This is a genomic window from Hydrogenophaga sp., assembly GCF_028698005.1.
GTDB lineage: Bacteria > Pseudomonadota > Gammaproteobacteria > Burkholderiales > Burkholderiaceae_C > Hydrogenophaga.
In genome coordinates this window covers 1-17,188 of sequence record NZ_JAQVEJ010000053.1, presented here as the reverse complement: position 1 = coordinate 17,188, position 17,188 = coordinate 1, and the positions used below count along the sequence as shown (strand labels likewise).

Annotated in this window: 16 protein-coding genes; 11 read left to right on the top strand and 5 right to left on the bottom strand. The window is 67.3% G+C overall.

The window, feature by feature from the left end; genetic code table 11:
* The 5 genes from PHQ87_RS07540 to PHQ87_RS07520 all read right to left on the bottom strand — a co-directional run.
* Positions 1-420: NAD(P)-binding domain-containing protein (locus PHQ87_RS07540; RefSeq protein ID WP_300232682.1), on the bottom strand; the 420-nt coding region annotated here is incomplete at its 3' end.
* Between the two features lie 18 nt (positions 421-438).
* Complete coding sequence (locus PHQ87_RS07535; RefSeq protein WP_300232684.1) at positions 439-1,368, bottom strand: tripartite tricarboxylate transporter substrate binding protein; 930 nt, start codon at positions 1,366-1,368, stop codon at positions 439-441.
* 128 nt (positions 1,369-1,496) lie between these two features.
* Complete coding sequence (locus PHQ87_RS07530; RefSeq protein ID WP_300232680.1) at positions 1,497-2,816, bottom strand: TRAP transporter large permease; 1,320 nt, start codon at positions 2,814-2,816, stop codon at positions 1,497-1,499.
* The gene (locus PHQ87_RS07525) at positions 2,813-3,289 is read right to left on the bottom strand and encodes a TRAP transporter small permease (protein ID WP_300232678.1); all 477 of its coding nucleotides are present in this window, start codon (positions 3,287-3,289) and stop codon (positions 2,813-2,815) included. The genes PHQ87_RS07530 and PHQ87_RS07525 overlap by 4 nt, the downstream gene beginning before the upstream one ends.
* Before the next feature lie 220 nt (positions 3,290-3,509).
* Entirely contained in the window at positions 3,510-4,553 is a 1,044-nt protein-coding gene (locus tag PHQ87_RS07520) for a TRAP transporter substrate-binding protein (protein ID WP_300232677.1), read from the bottom strand.
* Positions 4,554-4,866: 313 nt separating this feature from the next.
* Here PHQ87_RS07520 and PHQ87_RS07515 point away from each other — a divergent pair, with 313 nt between their 5' ends.
* From PHQ87_RS07515 to PHQ87_RS07465, 11 genes are all read left to right on the top strand, one after another.
* On the top strand, positions 4,867-5,655 hold the full coding sequence (locus PHQ87_RS07515; RefSeq protein ID WP_300232676.1) for a crotonase/enoyl-CoA hydratase family protein: 789 nt from the start codon (positions 4,867-4,869) through the stop codon (positions 5,653-5,655).
* Positions 5,656-5,752: 97 nt separating this feature from the next.
* Entirely contained in the window at positions 5,753-7,630 is a 1,878-nt protein-coding gene (locus PHQ87_RS07510) for a feruloyl-CoA synthase (protein WP_300232675.1), read from the top strand.
* A gap of 15 nt (positions 7,631-7,645) precedes the next feature.
* Positions 7,646-8,896, top strand: a complete 1,251-nt coding sequence (locus PHQ87_RS07505) for a thiolase family protein (protein ID WP_300232674.1) — start codon at positions 7,646-7,648, stop codon at positions 8,894-8,896.
* A 1-nt stretch (position 8,897) separates the two neighbouring features.
* Positions 8,898-9,662 (top strand): SDR family NAD(P)-dependent oxidoreductase, encoded by a 765-nt coding sequence (locus PHQ87_RS07500; protein ID WP_300232673.1) that lies wholly within the window; start codon positions 8,898-8,900, stop codon positions 9,660-9,662.
* Between the two features lie 10 nt (positions 9,663-9,672).
* Positions 9,673-10,095, top strand: coding sequence for an acyl-CoA thioesterase (locus PHQ87_RS07495; protein ID WP_300232672.1), 423 nt, complete (start codon positions 9,673-9,675; stop codon positions 10,093-10,095).
* 47 nt (positions 10,096-10,142) lie between these two features.
* Entirely contained in the window at positions 10,143-11,279 is a 1,137-nt protein-coding gene (locus PHQ87_RS07490; protein WP_300232671.1) for an ABC transporter substrate-binding protein, read from the top strand.
* 92 nt (positions 11,280-11,371) lie between these two features.
* The gene (locus tag PHQ87_RS07485) at positions 11,372-12,412 is read left to right on the top strand and encodes a branched-chain amino acid ABC transporter permease (protein ID WP_300232669.1); all 1,041 of its coding nucleotides are present in this window, start codon (positions 11,372-11,374) and stop codon (positions 12,410-12,412) included.
* Between the two features lie 2 nt (positions 12,413-12,414).
* Entirely contained in the window at positions 12,415-14,181 is a 1,767-nt protein-coding gene (locus tag PHQ87_RS07480) for a branched-chain amino acid ABC transporter ATP-binding protein/permease (protein WP_300232668.1), read from the top strand.
* A 7-nt stretch (positions 14,182-14,188) separates the two neighbouring features.
* Positions 14,189-14,923: an ABC transporter ATP-binding protein gene (locus PHQ87_RS07475; RefSeq protein ID WP_300232666.1), complete on the top strand. Its 735-nt coding sequence runs from the start codon at positions 14,189-14,191 to the stop codon at positions 14,921-14,923.
* Positions 14,924-14,929: 6 nt separating this feature from the next.
* The gene (locus PHQ87_RS07470) at positions 14,930-16,657 is read left to right on the top strand and encodes an acyl-CoA dehydrogenase family protein (RefSeq protein ID WP_300232665.1); all 1,728 of its coding nucleotides are present in this window, start codon (positions 14,930-14,932) and stop codon (positions 16,655-16,657) included.
* A gap of 52 nt (positions 16,658-16,709) precedes the next feature.
* Entirely contained in the window at positions 16,710-17,174 is a 465-nt protein-coding gene (locus tag PHQ87_RS07465; protein ID WP_300232663.1) for a MarR family transcriptional regulator, read from the top strand.
* Positions 17,175-17,188: the final 14 nt, after the last annotated feature.

Sequence of the window (17,188 nt, the reverse complement as noted above, 5' to 3'; positions counted from 1 at the left end):
CATGGGCACCCGGATGCCGTAGGGCGGCACCGAGGTCATGACGCCGGCCTCGACGTAATGCCCGCCCGCCGCGTCGATGAGCGCCGCCGCCTCCCGCTTGGTGCCCGGCGAGGCGGAGTTCAGGTCGAGGAAGAAGCTGCCCGGACGGATGTGCGCCGCCACCTCGCGCGCCACGGCCAGGGTATTGGACGCGGTGACGGCCGAGATGATCAGCGTGGCCTTGGCGCACAGGGCGGCCACGCCGTCACAGGCCTCGACGCCCCGCCCGGCGGCATGCGCCAGCGGCTCGTCGCACGCGGCCGGATCGGCGAACCTGATATCCCAGGCACCGGTCCAGTCCACCTGCGGGCCGAGACCGGCGGTGAAGATGCGGCCGACCTCGCCATAACCGACCACACCCAGCGAAAAACGCCCGGACATCTGATTCTCCGCCTCCACTTACTGTTTCTCGATACCGGCACGTTCGATGACGCCGGTCCAGCGCTTGATGTCGCTCACCAGCAGTTCGGCGTTCTGCTCGGGCGTGCTCGACTGCGCATCGATGTTCAGCGCCAGGAGCTTTTGCCGCACGTCCGGGTTGGCCAGCACCGCGACGATGTCGCGGTTCAGACGCTCGACCACCGCACGCGGCGTGCGTGCCGGCACCGCCAGCGCGTTCCAGGACGAGGCCACGTAACCCTTGACACCAGCTTCCTCGGCGGTGGGCACGTCGGGCAGCACCACCGAGCGCTTCTGGCCCGTCACGGCCAGGGCGCGGAACGCGCCGCCCCTGATCTGTGACAGCACCGGCGCCAGGATCTCGACCCCAACGTCCACCTGCTGGCCGCGCAGCGCACCGATCAGCGCCGGCGAGCCGTTGTACGGGATGATCTGCGCCCGGATGCCGGCGGTCGACTTGAACAGCTCGGCCGCCAGGTTCTGCGTGCTGCCGATGTTGATGCTGCCGATGTTGAGCTTGTCGGGGTTGGCCTTGCCGTAGGCCACCAGTTCGCCCAGCGTCTTGAACGGCGAATCGTCCGGCACCACGACGGCGATGTCAAAGTAGCCCAGTGTCGAGACCGGCGTGAAATCCTTGACCATGTCGAATGGCAGGCTCTTGAACAGGCTGGCCGTGACGGCCGAGCCGTTCGACATCAGGAACATCGTGTGGCCATCGGGCGCCGAACGGGCCACGGTCTCGGCAGCGACCACGCCACCGGCACCCGGCCGGTTCTCGATCGTGACCGACTGCCCCAGCGACCTGGACAGTTCGTTCGCCACGATGCGCGCTGTCAGATCACCGACGCCGCCGGGGCCGAAGGGCACCACGATGCGCAGCGGTTTGGCGGGATATGCCCCCTGCGCCAGCGCGGCAGAGACAGGTGCCAGGAGCCCCGCGGCGACAGTGCCGCAGACCAGCAGGCGGCGGCTCGCAGATGGAAGGGAATGCAAGTTGTCTCCTCGTTCAATGCTTGGCCATGGATACCGACCACCGGAAGAAGCGGTGGCCGGCGTGGTCACTGCACGAACTGCACGAACCACAAGGACAGCGAAGGGAACAGCAGCAGCAGCGTGGTGCGCACCACGTCGCTGGCCAGGAAGGGCAGCACACCCTTGTAGCTTTCCTTGATCGGCACGTCCTTGGCCATGCCGTTGACGATGTACACGTTCAGGCCCACCGGCGGCGACAGCAGGCCAAAGCCCACCGTCATCAGGATCATGATGCCGAACCAGATGGCCGTCGATTCGGCGCTCAGGCCAAAGTCCATGGACATGATCACCGGGAAGAAGATGGGCACGGTGAGCATGATCACGGACAGCTCGTCCATGAAGGCGCCGGACACGACATAGAACAGCAGGATCACCGTCACCACCATCAGGGGCGTCAGACCCAGGCTGTTGATCATCTCGGCCAGCATGCCCGGCACCTGCGTCAGCGCCAGCGCAGAGTTCATCAGGTCGGCACCGATGAAGATCAGGAAGATCATCGCACTGGCTGCAGCCGTTGCGTAGAAGCAATCCTTGACCTTGGCCCAGGTGAGCTCACGCTTGAGCAGTGCCGCGACAAAGGTTGCCGCCGCGCCCACACCCGCGCCTTCGGTGGGCGTGAACAGGCCACCGTAGATGCCGCCGAACACGATCACGAACACCACGGCAATCGGCGCCACGCTCATGACCATGCGCCATGTCACCCTGGGGCGGTCACTGACATCAGCCGGCGCATGGCCCGGGAACAGGCGCACGTACAGGCCGATGGCAAGGATGTACCCCGTCACGGCGATAAGTCCAGGGACCATGGCGGCCGCAAACAGCTTGGCGATGTTCTGCTCGGCCAGGATGGCATAGATCACCAGCGGCACCGACGGCGGAATCAGGATGCCGAGCGTGCCACCGGCCGCCAGCGTGCCCGTGGCCAGACGACCCGAGTAGCCATGGCGCTTCATCTCGGGCAGTGCCACCGAGGTGATGGTGGCGGCCGTGGCCACCGAGGAGCCGCAGATGGCGCCGAAACCGGCCGCCGCCAGCACCGAGGCCATGGCCAGACCGCCCTTGAAGCGGCCCATGATGGCCGCGGCCAGTTCGAACAAGGCCTTGGAAATGCCGCCCTGGGTGGCGAAGTTGCCCATCAGGATGAACAGCGGGATCACCGACAGGTCGTAGCTGGCAAATCGGGCGAACGCCACGCCGTTGAGGTTGTTGGCAAACGGCAGCCAGCCCACCTGCGAGATGTAGCCGAACACGCCGGCACAGAACATGGCCACCGCGATGGGCACGCGGATGGCCATCAAAAACAGCATGACCCCGAAAATCGAGGCCGCCATGGCGATGGAACTCATTGCTTGTCCTCCTGGAACTCACCGCCAAATGCCTGTATGAGGGCAATCACACCCGTCAGGAGCATGGGAGGCACCATGGCCACATAGACGATCCACTCGGGAAAGCCCAGCATCATGGTGGTGGTCTGGGAATCGTAGGCACTCATGCCCCCGATGGCGGTGCGCCAGCTCAGCAGCAGCATCAGCGCCCCCAGCAGCAGCGCGCCGAATCGGTCCAGCCAGGTAATGCCACGCCGCGGCACCCAGGCCGTAAAGAAGTCGACGATGATGTGACCACGCCGCAGTTGGCACCAGGGCATGAACAGCGCCACCGCGGCACCGGCCGACACCGCCGTCAGCTCGTAGTCCCCCAGCAGGGTGGTGCCGGTGGTGTTGCGCCCGATCAGGCTGGCACAGGTCACCAGCGTGATGATGGTCAGGAGCGCACCTGCCAGCAGGGCACAGCCTCTGGCCAGTAGGGAAAGTGTTTTCAATTTGTCACCTCGGTACTGCGGCCGCAGGACGGCCGCCGGGCTTGGTCCGGCATCGGTCGCGCACAAGGCGCCGGCCGACGCATGCCGCCCCGATTATCGTTCCGGCCAGCACCGCCAGCCATCCGCACTTACACGGTCGGCGCTGCCATCCCGGCCTCTCTCCCTGCTGAACCACCTGGCCGGCCCGTCACGGCGATGACGGGCCGGCCAGGGCTTTCATTCACTTGGCGTACTTGTCCATCGTGGCCCGCGCCGCGGCCACCAGCTTGGCACCGTCGATCTTCTTGCCCTGCATCTCCTTGACCCAGTCGGCCTCGACCGGGCCAGCGGCCTCGCGCCAGCGCTGGGTTTCGGCGGCGTCCAGCGTCACGATGCTGTTGCCGGCCTTGACGGCGATGTCGTAGCCGATCTTGTCGGCCTCGGCCATGGCGCGACCGAACAGGGCGGCGACTTCGATGCCCGTGTTGTTGTCGATGACCTTCTTCAGGTCGGCCGGCAGCTTGTCGTAGCTGGCACGGTTCATCACCAGCGCAAAGGTCTGTGTGAACAGGCCCTCGTCACCCGCGAAGGTGGTGTGGTGCTTGACGATCTCGGCGATCTTGACCGAGGGGGTCACTTCCCAGGGCACGGTCGTGCCTTCGATCACGCCCTTGGTCAGCGCATCGGTCACGGCCGGCACGGGCATGCCCACGGGCACCGCACCCAGCTTGGACAGCATGGTGCTGATGATGCGCGAGCCGCCGCGGATCTTGCGACCCTTGAGGCTTTCCATGTTGGGAATCGGGTTCTTGGTGTGGAACAGGCCCGGGCCGTGCGTGTGCGCGGCGATCAGCTTGACCTGCTTGAACTCGTCCATGGCGTTGTCTTCCACGTAGGTGTGGAAGGCGCGCGAGCACTTCTCCGGGCCGCCCTTGCACATGAAGGGCAGTTCGAACACTTCCGACTTGTTGAAGCGCCCGGGCGTGTAGCCCAGCACCGTCCAGACGACGTCCACCACGCCGTCGCGGGCCTGGTCGAACAGTTGCGCCGGCGTGCCACCCATGGACATGGCGTGGAACATCTGGAACTTGATGCGGCCGTTGGACTCGGTCTCGATCTTCTTGGCCCAGGGCGCGATGGCCATGGTGGGGATCGCACCTTGCTGCGGCAGGAACTGGTGCAGGCGCAGGGTCACGGTCTGCGCCTGGGCGACACCGGTCAGGGCCACGGTGGACAGGGCGGCCAGCGCCACCAGGACGCCGCGACGAATCTTGAGCAGGGACATGAAGTTCTCCTTACAGGTCAGGGATGGCGCCGGAACAGGCGACGCGATCACGCGGTCTCGCCGGGGTCAGGCACCACAAGGGTGGGCGCACTTTGATTCATTTTCTGACCGGTGCAAAGCGGCATCACCGACTTTCAGCTATGCCAATTTGTTATGAAAATCGATCGCACCAACCCACGCCATCCGGTACCGGCTTGCCACGGGAACAAAACCAAGGGTTTATCCCGATACGACGGCGGCGACGCCATCTTGCTTTAGTTATTGTTCATAACCATAATTCCTCCACCCAACAAGCAAGATAGTGCAGATCCCCATGTCACCCGCCAACCCCGACCTGCAGCTGCGTCTGCACGGTGAACGATCGGAGATCGCGATCGTCACCCTCAACCGCCCGACCAAACGCAACGCCCTCAATGACGGCCTGATCATCGCCCTGCGCGATGTTTTCCAGACGCTTCCCGATACCGTGCGCGCCGCCGTCGTGCATGGCAACGGCGAGCACTTCAGTGCCGGACTGGACCTGTCCGAGCTGAGCGAGCGCGATGCCGCGGAGGGGGTCTTCCACTCGCGCATGTGGCACCATGCCCTGGACTGCATCGAGAAGGGCAAGGTACCGGTGGTGGCCGCCCTGCACGGCGCGGTGGTGGGCGGCGGCCTGGAACTGGCCAGCGCCTGCCACATCCGTGTCGCCGACGAGTCGGCCTTCTACGCGCTGCCCGAAGGCACGCGCGGCATCTTCGTTGGCGGCGGTGGCTCGGTGCGCGTGCCCAAGCTGATCGGTGCCGCCCGCATGAGCGACATGATGTTGACCGGCCGCGTCTACAACGCCCAGGACGGTGAGCGCATCGGTCTGTCCCAGTACGTCGTGCCCGAGGGCACGGCGCTGGACAAGGCCATCGAGCTGGCCACGCGCATCGCCACCAATGCGCGCATGACCAATTTCGCGCTCATGCATGCGCTGCCCCGCATCGCCGAACAGCCAGCCGACCACGGCTTCCTGACCGAGGCCATGATGGCCGCCATCGCCCAGTCGGCCCCCGAGGCCAAGGCCCGTGTGCGTGCCTTTCTGGAAGGCAAGGCCGCCAAGGTGAGCAAGACCTGAGGCCGCCGCCCTGGCAGCAGCCCCCCCGCTGCCAGCGGACGATGACAACGAACCAACCGCCCTGGCCCGCCGTCGCGGCCAGCACACAGGAGACAAGATGAAGAATGCGAAATACCGCCCCCTGACTTTCGGCGTCACGCGCGCCGTTGTTCGCACGGGTGATGGTGGCGTGCAGTACCTGAGCGCCGACCAGCCGCTGCAGCCTTATGGCGAGCGCATGTCCGACCGCCTGATCCACTGGGCAAAGACCACGCCGGACGAGACGTTCGTCGCGCAGCGCGCGCACGAGGCCAACGGCAAGCTCGGCGACTGGCGCCGGGTGAGCTATGCCCAGTCGCTGGACGCCGCGCGCCGCATTGGCCAGGCCCTGCTGAACCGCGGCCTTTCGCCCGAGCGGCCCGTGGTGATCCTGAGCGACAACGGCATCGACCACGCCCTGCTGGCACTGGCCTGTATCTACGCCGGTATTCCGTACTCGCCGGCCTCCCCGGCCTACTCCACCATCAGCAAGGACTACAGCAAGCTGCGTCACGTCATCAACACGCTGACGCCCGGCCTGATCTGGGCCGAGGATGGTGAACTGTACGGCCCTGCGCTGGCCGCCGCCGCACCGGCCGACTGCGAGGTCGCCGTTTCGCGCAACGCCGATCACCCGTCTCTCAAGGGCCGCCAGGTGACCCTGCTGGCCGAACTGCTGGCCACCGAACCGACGCCCGCGGTGGACGCCGCCCAGGCCGCCACCACGCCCGACACCATCGTCAAGTTCCTGTTCACCAGCGGCTCGACCAAACTGCCCAAGGCGGTCATCAACACGCACCGCATGTGGTGTGCCAACCAGCAGCAGATGCGCCAGTCGATGCCGGTGTTGACCGAGGAGCGTCCGGTGCTGATCGACTGGCTGCCCTGGAACCACACCTTCGGCGGCAACCACAACGTCGGCCTGGTGCTCAACAACGGTGGCACGCTCTACATCGACGAGGGCAAACCCACGCCGGCGCTGATCGGCGAGACGCTGCGCAACCTGCGCGAGATTGCGCCGACCCTGTATTTCAACGTGCCCACAGGCTTCGAGGCGATCGCCAACGCCATGAAGACCGATGACGTGCTGCGCAAGAACTTCCTCTCGCGCGTGAAGATGTTCTTCTATGCCGGTGCCTCGCTGGCGCAGCCAGTGTGGGATTCGCTGTTCGAAAGTGCCGAACGCGAGGTGGGCGAGCGCATCGTCATGACCTGCGGCTTCGGCATGACGGAATCGAGCCCCTACGGCCTGTTCCCCACCAGCCCGGATCTCAAGGCCGGCGAACTGGGGCTGCCGACGCCGGGCATGGAGTGCAAGCTGGTCCCCGTGGACGGCAAGACCGAGCTGCGCTACCGCGGACCCAACATCACGCCCGGCTACTGGCGCTCGCCCGAGGCCACGGCCGAGGCGTTCGACGAGGAAGGGTTTTTCTGCACCGGCGACGCCGTCCTGTGGATCGACCCTGCCGACCCCCACCGGGGCCTGCGCTTCGACGGCCGCATTGCCGAAGATTTCAAACTCGCCACCGGCACCTTCGTCAGCGTCGGTCCGCTGCGCGCCCGTGTCATCACCGGTGGTGCGCCCTACATCCAGGACGTGGTCATCACCGGCCTGAACCGCAAGGAGATCGGTGCCCTGGTGTTCCCCACGCCGGCGGTGCGCACACTGGTCGATCTGCCGCCCGACGCGCCGATGGAGCAGGTGCTGGCCCAGCATAGCGTGCTGCAGAAGTTCCAGAGCCTGGTCACCGACCTGTCGCTGACCGCCACCGGCAGTGCCAACCGCGTGACGCGGATGATGCTGCTGGCCGAGCCCCCCTCGATCGACCTGGGCGAGGTCACCGACAAGGGCAGCATCAACCAGCGCGCCGTGCTCAAGCACCGCGACCACCTGGTGACGGCGCTCTACGACGAAACGCCTGGCCACACCGTCATCAAGCCGGGCACCGATCTCTGAACCAAGGACTGACACATGGCTCGCAAGGGTTTTTTCAACGCATTCGATGACGTGGTCATCGTCGACGGCGTGCGCACGCCGATGGTCGACTACTGCGGCGCGCTGGGCCACATCTCGCCCACCGATCTGGGCATCAAGGTCGCCCGCGAGGCGCTGGCGCGCGCCGGCGTCGCACCCGACGAGATCGGCTCGGTGATCACCGGCAACATGGCGCCCGGCGATTTCGACCAGTTCTTCCTGCCGCGCCACATCGGCCTGTACGCCGGCGTGCCCCAGGACGTGCCGGCGCTCATGGCACAGCGCATCTGCGGTACCGGCTTCGAGCTGTTCCGCCAGGCCGGCGAACACATCGGCGCCGGTGTTTGCGACGCCGCCCTGGTGGTCGGCACCGAAAGCATGACGCGCAACCCCATTGCCGCCTTTGACCACCGCACCGGCTTCAAGCTGGGCGCGCCGGTCGGCTTCAAGGACTACATGTGGGAAGCGCTCAAGGACCCGGCGGCCGGCATCAACATGATCCAGACGGCCGAGAACCTGGCGAAGAAGTACGGCATCACGCGCGAGGAGGTGGACGCGTTCGCCAGCGCGTCGTTCGCCAAGGCCGTGGCGGCCCAGGAAAGCGGCTTCCTCGCCGGTGAAATCGTCCCCGTCGTGAGCGAGAAGTTCGAGCTCGAAGGCTACCGCCCGCGCGGCATCCGTCTGCAGGGCAAGGTGGCCGAGGTGACCACCGACACGCATCCCCGTCCCTCGCCGGTGGAGGTGCTGGCCAAGCTCAAGCCCGTGTTCGAGGGCGGCGTGCAGACCGGCGGCAACAGTTCGGCCCTGGTCGATGCGGCCGCCGCCTGCGTGGTCACCTCGGGCACCTACGCCAAAGCCCAGGGGCGGCAGCCGCTGGCCCGCGTGGTGGGCGCGGCCGCCGTGGGCGTGCCACCCGAGATCATGGGCATCGGCCCGGCACCGGCCATTCGGCTGCTGCTCGAGCGCACTGGCCTCCGGCTCGATGACATCGCCCGTTTCGAGATCAACGAGGCCCAGGGTGCTCAGACGCTGGCGGTGGCGCGCGAGGTGGGCATGGACCTGTCCAGGCTCAATGTCAACGGTGGCGCCATCGCGCTGGGCCATCCGCTGGCAGCCACCGGTGTGCGCCTGACGCTCACGCTGGCGCGCGAGTTGCAACGCAGCGGCACACGGTACGGCATCTGCGGCGCCTGTATCGGTGGTGGCCAGGGCATTGCCCTGCTTCTTGAAAATCCGGAAGGGAACTGACATGAACATCCAGGGACAAGCAGCCCTCGTCACCGGCGGCGGATCGGGCCTCGGTGAAGCCACGGCACGTGAACTCGCCCGCCTGGGCACCAAGGTCGCCGTGCTCGACCTCAACCTCGACAATGCCCGGCGCGTGGCCGACGAGATCGGTGGCCTGGCCATCCAGTGCGACGTCAGCAGCCCCGAGAGCATGCAGGCGGCCATCGACACCGCCGCCGCGGCGCACGGCCCGGCGCGCATCCTGATGCAGATCGCGGGCATCGGCACCGCCAAGCGCGTGGTCGGCAAGGACGGCAACGCCGCGCCGCTGGAGGACTTCATCAAGGTCGTCAACGTCAACCTGATCGGCACCTACAACGCGGCCCGCCTGTTCGCCGCCGCCTGCGCAAAGCTCGATCCGCTGGAGGACGGCGAGCGCGGGGCCATGGTGTTCACCGCCAGCGTGGCCGCGTTCGACGGCCAGGTCGGCCAGCAGGCCTACAGCGCCTCCAAGGGTGGCGTGGTCGGCATGACGCTGCCCATGGCGCGCGACCTGGCCCAGCATGGCATCCGCGTGTGCACGATTGCCCCCGGCCTGTTCGCCACGCCGCTGATGAAAACCCTGCCCGAGGCGGTGCAGGAATCGCTGGCCAAGAGCATCCCGTTCCCGCAACGCCTGGGTAAACCCGAAGAGTTCGCGCAGCTCGCAGCGCATATCGTCACCAATTCGCATCTCAATGGCGAGGTCATCCGCCTCGATGGCGCACTCAGACTGGCCCCCCGCTGAACAGCTCCCTATGACCAAGACCGTTGTATATGAAGTGGACGTGATGTTCGGCGACTGCGACCCGGCCGGCATCGTGTTCTTTCCCAATTTCAGCAAGTGGATGGACGCCTCCTCGCTGAACTTCTTCGTGCAATGCGGCGTGCCGCCCTGGCGCGAACTGGTCAAGACGACCGGGATCATCGGCACCCCGCTGCTGGAGATCCACACCAAATTCATGAAACCGGCCACCTACGGCGAGCGCCTGCAGGTGCACACCAGCGTCATCGAATGGCGCGAGAAGGTGTTGATCCAGAAACATGTGGTCATGCGCGGCGACACCGTGCTGTGCGAGGGCACGGAAACCCGGGCCTTCTGCGCCCGCGATCCCGACAATCCGGACCGCATCAAGGCCGTGCCCATTCCGGCCGACATCCGCGCCCAGTGCGGCGGCTGACTCCGTTCCCCTCCCCTGCTTTCAACCCCAACCAAGGAGACATACCCATGAAAGCCATCAAAACCCTGATCGCCGCCGCTGCCGCGGCGCTGGTCGCCACCAGCGCACAGGCCGACATCAAGATCGGCGTGATCCTGCCGCTGACCGGACCGGCCTCCGGCCTGGGCATCCCGGCCAAGAACCAGGTCGAGCTCTGGCCCACCAGCATCGCCGGCGAGAAGCTGCAGGTCACCGTGCTGGACGACGCCACTGACCCGACCAACGGCGTGCGCATTGCGCGCCGCTTCACCACCGAGGACAAGGTGGACCTGATCGTGGGCTCCGTGGCGACGCCGGTGGGTGTGGCCATCGCCGACGTGGCGCGCGACACCAAGACGCCGCAACTGGCGCTGACGCCGATCGGTCTGCCGCCCGGTGCCGATGCCTGGAGCTTCCGCATGCCCCAGTCCAACGGCGTGATGGCCACCGCCATCATCAACCACATGAAGGACAAGGGCATCAAGACGGTCGGCTTCCTGGGCTACACCGACGCCTACGGCGAGCAGTGGCTGCAGGCCTTCACCCCCCTCGCAGAAAAGGCCGGCATCAAGATCGTCGGCGTCGAGCGCTTTGCCCGCACCGACACCAGCGTGACCGGCCAGGCCCTCAAGCTGGTCGCCGCCAAACCGGACGCCATGCTGATCGTGGCCTCGGGCAGCGGCGCCGCGATGCCGCACAAGGGTATCGTCGAGCGCGGTTTCAAGGGCACGATCTACCAGACGCACGGTGCTGCCTCCAAGGACCTGATGCGCGTGGGTGGCAAGGATGTCGAAGGCGCGTTCGTGGTGGCCGGCCCGGTCATCTCGCCGGCGCAGTTGCCCGACAGCAACCCGTCCAAGGCCGTGGCACTGGACTTCTCGCAGAAGTACGACGCGAAATACGGCGCCGGTACCGCCAACCAGTTCGCCGGCCACGCCTACGACGTGACCGTGGTGCTGGAAAAGGCCATCCCGATCGCGCTGAAGGCCGCCAAGCCCGGCACGCCCGAATTCCGCGCCGCCCTGCTCAACGCCTTCGAGACGATGGGCCGCACGGTGGTGGCGCACGGCGTGCTGAACTGGACCAAGGACGACCACTGGGGCTACACCCTGGACACCGGTGTGATCTACAAGGTCGTCAACGGCGACTGGAAGTTCGAGAAGTGATCCCCCGCCGGCGCCGCCGCCCCGGCGGCCGGCGCCGGCCCTGACCCGAATCCCCAACATTTTTGGCCTCCCCCGCTCGGGGGAGTGAGCCCATGGACTCAACCATCGCCAGTATCCTGCTGGTCGACGGTCTGACCAACGGTGCGGTCTATGCCCTGCTGGGCCTGACGCTCGTGCTGGTCTTTGCCGTCACCCGAGTGATCTTCATTCCCCAGGGGGAGTTCGTCGCCTATGGCGCACTCACCCTCGCCCTGCTGCAGACCGGACAGGTACCCGGCACCGTGTGGTTGCTGCTGATACTGGCAGCGGTCGCGGCCCTGATGGAGGGCTTCACCGTCTGGCGCCATACGGGCCGCCCGGGCCCCGCCGCCAAGGCGGTCATCAAGCAATCGGCACTGCCGGTGGTCGTGGCCCTGCTCGGCTGGTGGGCGGCACCGCAGCAATTTCCGCTGGTCGTGCAGGCCCTGCTGAGCGTGGCCATCGTCACCGCTTTCGGCCCACTGGTGTACCGCGTCGCCTACCAATCACTGGAAGACTCCACCCCGCTGGTGCTGCTGATCGTGTCCGTCGGCGTGCACTTCGCCATGGTCGGCCTGGGCCTGCTGTTCTTCGGCGCCGAGGGCTTCCGCAACCCGGCGTTCTGGGATGACCGCTTCGAGCTGGGCAGCGTGATCCTCTCCGGACAGGCCATCATCATCTGCCTGTCGGCGCTGGCGCTGATCGCCCTGCTGTGGCTGTTCTTCGAGCGCTCCCTCTACGGCAAGGCGCTGCGCGCCACGGCCGTCAACCGGCTCGGCGCCCGCCTGATGGGCATTTCCTCGAGCGCCAGCGGCAAGCTCACCTTCACCATGGCCGCCCTCATCGGCGCGCTCTCGGGCCTGCTGATCGGCCCCACCACGACGGTGTTCTACGACTCGGGCTTCCTGATCGGCCTCAAGGGTTTCGTGTCGGCGGTGATCGCCGGCCTGTCCAGCTATCCGATGGCTCTGGCCGGCGCCCTGTTCGTGGGCGTGGTCGAGGCGTTCAGCTCGTTCTGGGCCAGCGCCTTCAAGGAAGTGATCGTCTTCACCCTGGTCCTGCCCATCCTGCTGTGGCGCTCCCTGACCGGCGACCATTCTGACGAGGAACATTGAGCATGAACATTCGCCGCATCGGGTGGATCTCGTTGATCGTGGCGTTGGTGGCCATCGCGCTGCTGCCGCTGCCCGACTTCTGGATCGTGCAACTCAACTACATCGGGCTTTTCACCCTGGTCAGCCTGGGCCTGATCCTGCTGACCGGCGTCGCCGGCCTGACCTCCTTCGGGCAGGCCGCCTTCGTGGGCATCGCCGCCTACACCACCGCCTGGATGACCCTGAACCTCGGCTGGTCGCCCTGGGCCACGCTGTGGGTCGGCCTGGCGTTCACCGGCGCCTCCGCGCTGGTCATCGGCAGCATCACGCTGCGCATGTCGGGCCACTACCTGCCCCTGGCCACCATCGCCTGGGCACTGTCGCTGTACTACCTCATGGGCAACCTCGACGCGCTGGGCAAGTACGACGGCCTGCTGGGCGTCCCGGGCATCAGCGTGTTCGGCCACGACCTCGGCCAGGGCCGCGGCATGTATGCGCTGATCTGGCTGTGCGTGCTGGGTGGCGTCTGGCTGATCCAGCACCTGCTCGACTCCCGGCCCGGCCGCGCCATCCGCGCACTGAAGACCGGCACGCAGATGGCCGAGGCCATGGGCGTGAACACCCTGCGCTACAAGATCATCATCTTCGTGATCGCGGCGCTGCTGGCCGGCGTGTCGGGCTGGCTGTTCGCCCATTTCCAGCGCTCGGTCAACCCCTCGCCGTTCGGGCTGGAGTCGGGCATCGAGTACCTGTTCATGGCCGTGATGGGCGGCGTGGGCCACGTCTGGGGGGCGCTCACCGGTGCCTTCCTGACCAAGGTGCTGGAAGACCAGCTGCAGGTGCTGCTGCCGAAGCTGATCGGCACCAGCGGCAGCTTCGAGGTCATCGTGTTCGGCATCCTGCTGGTGCTGGTGCTCAAGTTCATGCCCGATGGCCTGTGGTCCATCGTGGAAAACCGCCTGCCCCGCCGGCAGCGCAAGATGGACTGGCACGATGCCCGCACCCTGCCGACACGGCCACAGCCGGCCACCAGCGAACTGGTGCTCGATGTGCGCGCCATCCGCAAGCAGTTCGGCGGTCTGACGGCGGTCAACGACATCAGCTTCCAGATCCACGCCGGCCAGATCGTCGGCCTCATCGGCCCCAACGGCGCCGGCAAGTCGACCACCTTCAACCTGGTCACCGGCGTGTTGTCCAAGACCCGCGGCGAGGTGCACTTCCGCGGCGAGGACATCACCCGTCTGCGCTCGCGCGAGATCCTGCGCAAGGGCATGGCGCGCACCTTCCAGCACGTGAAGATGATCCCCGACATGACGGTGCTGGAGAACGTCGCGCTCGGCGCCTACACGCGGGGACAGACCGGTGTCGTGCGCTCGATGCTCAACCTCAACCAGGAAGAGGAGCGCCAGACCTTCCTGCTGGCACAGCGCCAGCTCGAGCGCATCGGCATGGGCGAGTACCTGCATGAGCTGGCCGGCAACCTGGCCATGGGGCCGCAGCGCCTGATGGAAATCGCCCGTGCGCTGTGCGCCGACCCGGCCCTGCTGCTGCTCGACGAACCGGCCGCCGGCCTGCGCCACAAGGAAAAGCAGGCCCTGGCGGACGTGCTGCGCCAGCTCAAGTCCGAGGGCATGAGCATCCTGCTGGTGGAACACGACATGGACCTGGTCATGCAGGTCTGCGACCACCTGGTGGTGATGGAGTTCGGCACCCTGCTCACCCAGGGCACGCCCGAACAGATCCAGCAGGACCCCAAGGTCCGCGCCGCCTACCTGGGCACCGAGCATTGAGACCACGATGAGCCATCCGATACTACAAGTCAAGGACCTGCGCGCCGGCTACGGCCGCGCCGAGGTGCTGCACGGCATCAGCCTGCAGGCCGACAAGGGCAGCGTGATCACCGTGATCGGCCCCAACGGCGCCGGCAAGTCCACGCTGCTCAACACCCTGATGGGCATCCTGCCCGGCAAGGGCACCATCGCGTTCAAGGGCCAGGACGTGCGCACCCTCACGCTGGAAGAGCGCGTGATGGCCGGCATCGCGCTGGTCCCCGAAAAGCGCGAACTCTTCGGCTCCATGCCGGTGGAGGACAACCTGCTGCTCGGCGGCTTTCGCCAGATGCGCCTGGGCAAGTCGCAATGGCGTTCGCGCCTGGACGATGTCTACGACCTGTTCCCGCGCCTGAAGGAGCGGCGCGCCCAGCTGGCCGGCACGCTCTCGGGCGGCGAGCGCCAGATGCTGGCGGTGGGCCGCGCCCTGATGGCGCGCCCCGACCTGCTGATGCTCGACGAGCCCAGCCTGGGGCTGGCCCCGCTGATCGTGCGCGAGATCTTCGAGATCATCAAGACGCTGCGCCAGACCGGCGTGACGATCGTGCTGGTGGAGCAGAACGCCCGCGCCGCGCTGCAGGTGGCCGACCACGGCTACGTGCTCGAGATGGGCGAACTCAGTGCCGAAGGCCCCGCCGACGAGCTGGCCAACGACCCGCGCGTGATTGAAACCTACCTGGGCAGTGCCCGCAAGAAAGACTGATCCTGCATGAACGCCTTTCAGCCCAACCCCGCTGACACGGGCTTTGTCCTGTTCGACGTGTTGCGCGCCCCCGAGGTGCTGGCCGAGCTGCCGGCCCTCGCCGAATCTGCCGACACCGACCTGATGCGCCAGGTCGCCGAGGAGGCCGGCAAGTTCGTCGGCCAGGTGGTCGCCCCGCTCAGCCGCGATGGCGACGAAATCGGCGCACGCTGGCACAACGGCGCCGTCACCATGCCGCCGGGCTTCCGCGACGCCTACCAGGCCTTCTGGCAGGCCGGCTGGCCGGCCCTGTCGGCCGCGCCCGAGGACGGCGGCCAGGGCCTGCCGGCGGTGCTGGAGGCCATGCTGTACGAATGGCTGAGTGCGGCCAACCACGGCTGGACGATGGCCCCGGGACTGCTGCACGGCGCCTACGAGTGCATCAAGCACCATGCCAGCCCCGAGCTCAAGGCCCGTTACCTGGGCAAGGTGGCCACCGGCGAATGGCTGGCCACGATGTGCCTGACCGAGCCGCACGCCGGCTCCGACCTTGGCCTGTGCCGCACCCGGGCCGTGCCGCTGGCCGACGGGCGCTATGCGCTCTCGGGCACCAAGATCTTCATTTCCGGCGGCGAGCACGACCTGAGCGACAACATCGTGCACCTGGTGCTGGCGCGCCTGCCCGACGCGCCGCCCGGGCCCAAGGGCCTGTCGCTGTTCCTGGTGCCCAAGTTCTACGAGGACGGCACCCGCAGTGCCGTGGTCTGCGAGCGCATCGAGGAAAAAATGGGGCTGCATGGCAGCCCGACCTGCGTGATGCGCTTCGACGAGGCGGCGGCCTGGCTGGTCGGCGAACCCGGCAAGGGCCTCAACGCCATGTTCGTGATGATGAACGCCGCGCGCCTGCATGTGGGCCTGCAGGGCATGGGCCTGCTCGACGCCGCCTGGCAGAAGGCCGACGCCTACGCCCGCGAGCGGCGCCAGATGCGCGCCCCCGGCAGCAGCGCCAAGGCGGGCGAGGCCGACCTGATCGCGCTGCACCCGGCCGTGCGCCGCCTGCTGGATGCTCAACGCGCCTGGGTCGACGCCGGGCGCGTCATCGCCTACCGCTCGGCCCTGGAACTGGACATCCTCAAGCACCACGGCGACCCCGGGCGCCGGGCACAGGCCGGCCGCTGGTGTGCGCTGGTCACCCCCGTGCTCAAGGCGGCCTGGACCGACCAGGCCTTCCATGGCGCCAGCGCCTGCCTGCAGGTGTTCGGTGGCCACGGCTATGTGCGCGAATGGGGCATCGAGCAGGTGGTGCGGGATTCGCGCATCGCCATGATCTACGAGGGCACCAACGAGATCCAGGCCATCGACCTGCTGCTGCGCAAGACCCTGCCCGACGGCGGCCAGGCCCTGCTGGCGCTGCTCGACGAACTGCTGGCCGATCTCGGCGCGGGAGACAGCGCCGCCCGCGCCCGCACCGGTCTTCAGCAACTCGCCGCCTTCGTGCGCGATCGCCTGCTGCCGGGGGTGCATGCCGAGGGCGCCCCGGCCGACCTGGCCCACTGGCTGGCCGACGACTTCCTGCGCGCCGTGGCCATGGCGCTGATGGCCTGGGCCTGGTCCCGGATCGACGCCACCCCGGGCGCCGAGTCGCCACGCTGGCAGAATGCCCGCCAGGCGTTCTGGCGCTGGGTCTGGCCCGAGTTCGACATGCGCCTGTCCATGATGGGCGCCAGCCTGACCGACAAACCCCAGCCGCACTGACGTGTCCATCGCCAACAACCTCCGCCGGCCACGCGGACCGCGCAAGAATCCCGTGGCACCACCGCCGGAAGGCCCTCCGGCGGACCACGAGCCCCGCATCGACACCAGCTACCTGGAAACGCTGCTGGGCTACAACGCCCGGCGGGCGGCGCTGGCGGTGATCACGGTGTTCCTGCAACGCATGGCACCCTACGGCCTGCGGCCGGTGGATTTTTCCGTGCTGACCCTGATCGCCCACAACCCGGGCATCACCTCGCGCCAGTTGTGCACGGCGCTGGACATCCTGCCACCCAACCTGGTGGGCATGATCAAGTCGCTGGACCGGCGCGGCCTGATCGAGCGCAAGCCCCACCCCACCGACGGCCGTGCCCAGGGGCTGCACCTGTCGCCTGCGGGTATCAAGCTGCAGAAGGCCGCCCAGCGCACGGCCACACAGCTCGAATCCGACGTCGCCGGCCAGTTGAGCGACGAGGAACTCCAGACGCTCAAGACGCTGCTGCACCGCATTTACAAATAGGGTGGCGCGCCCGC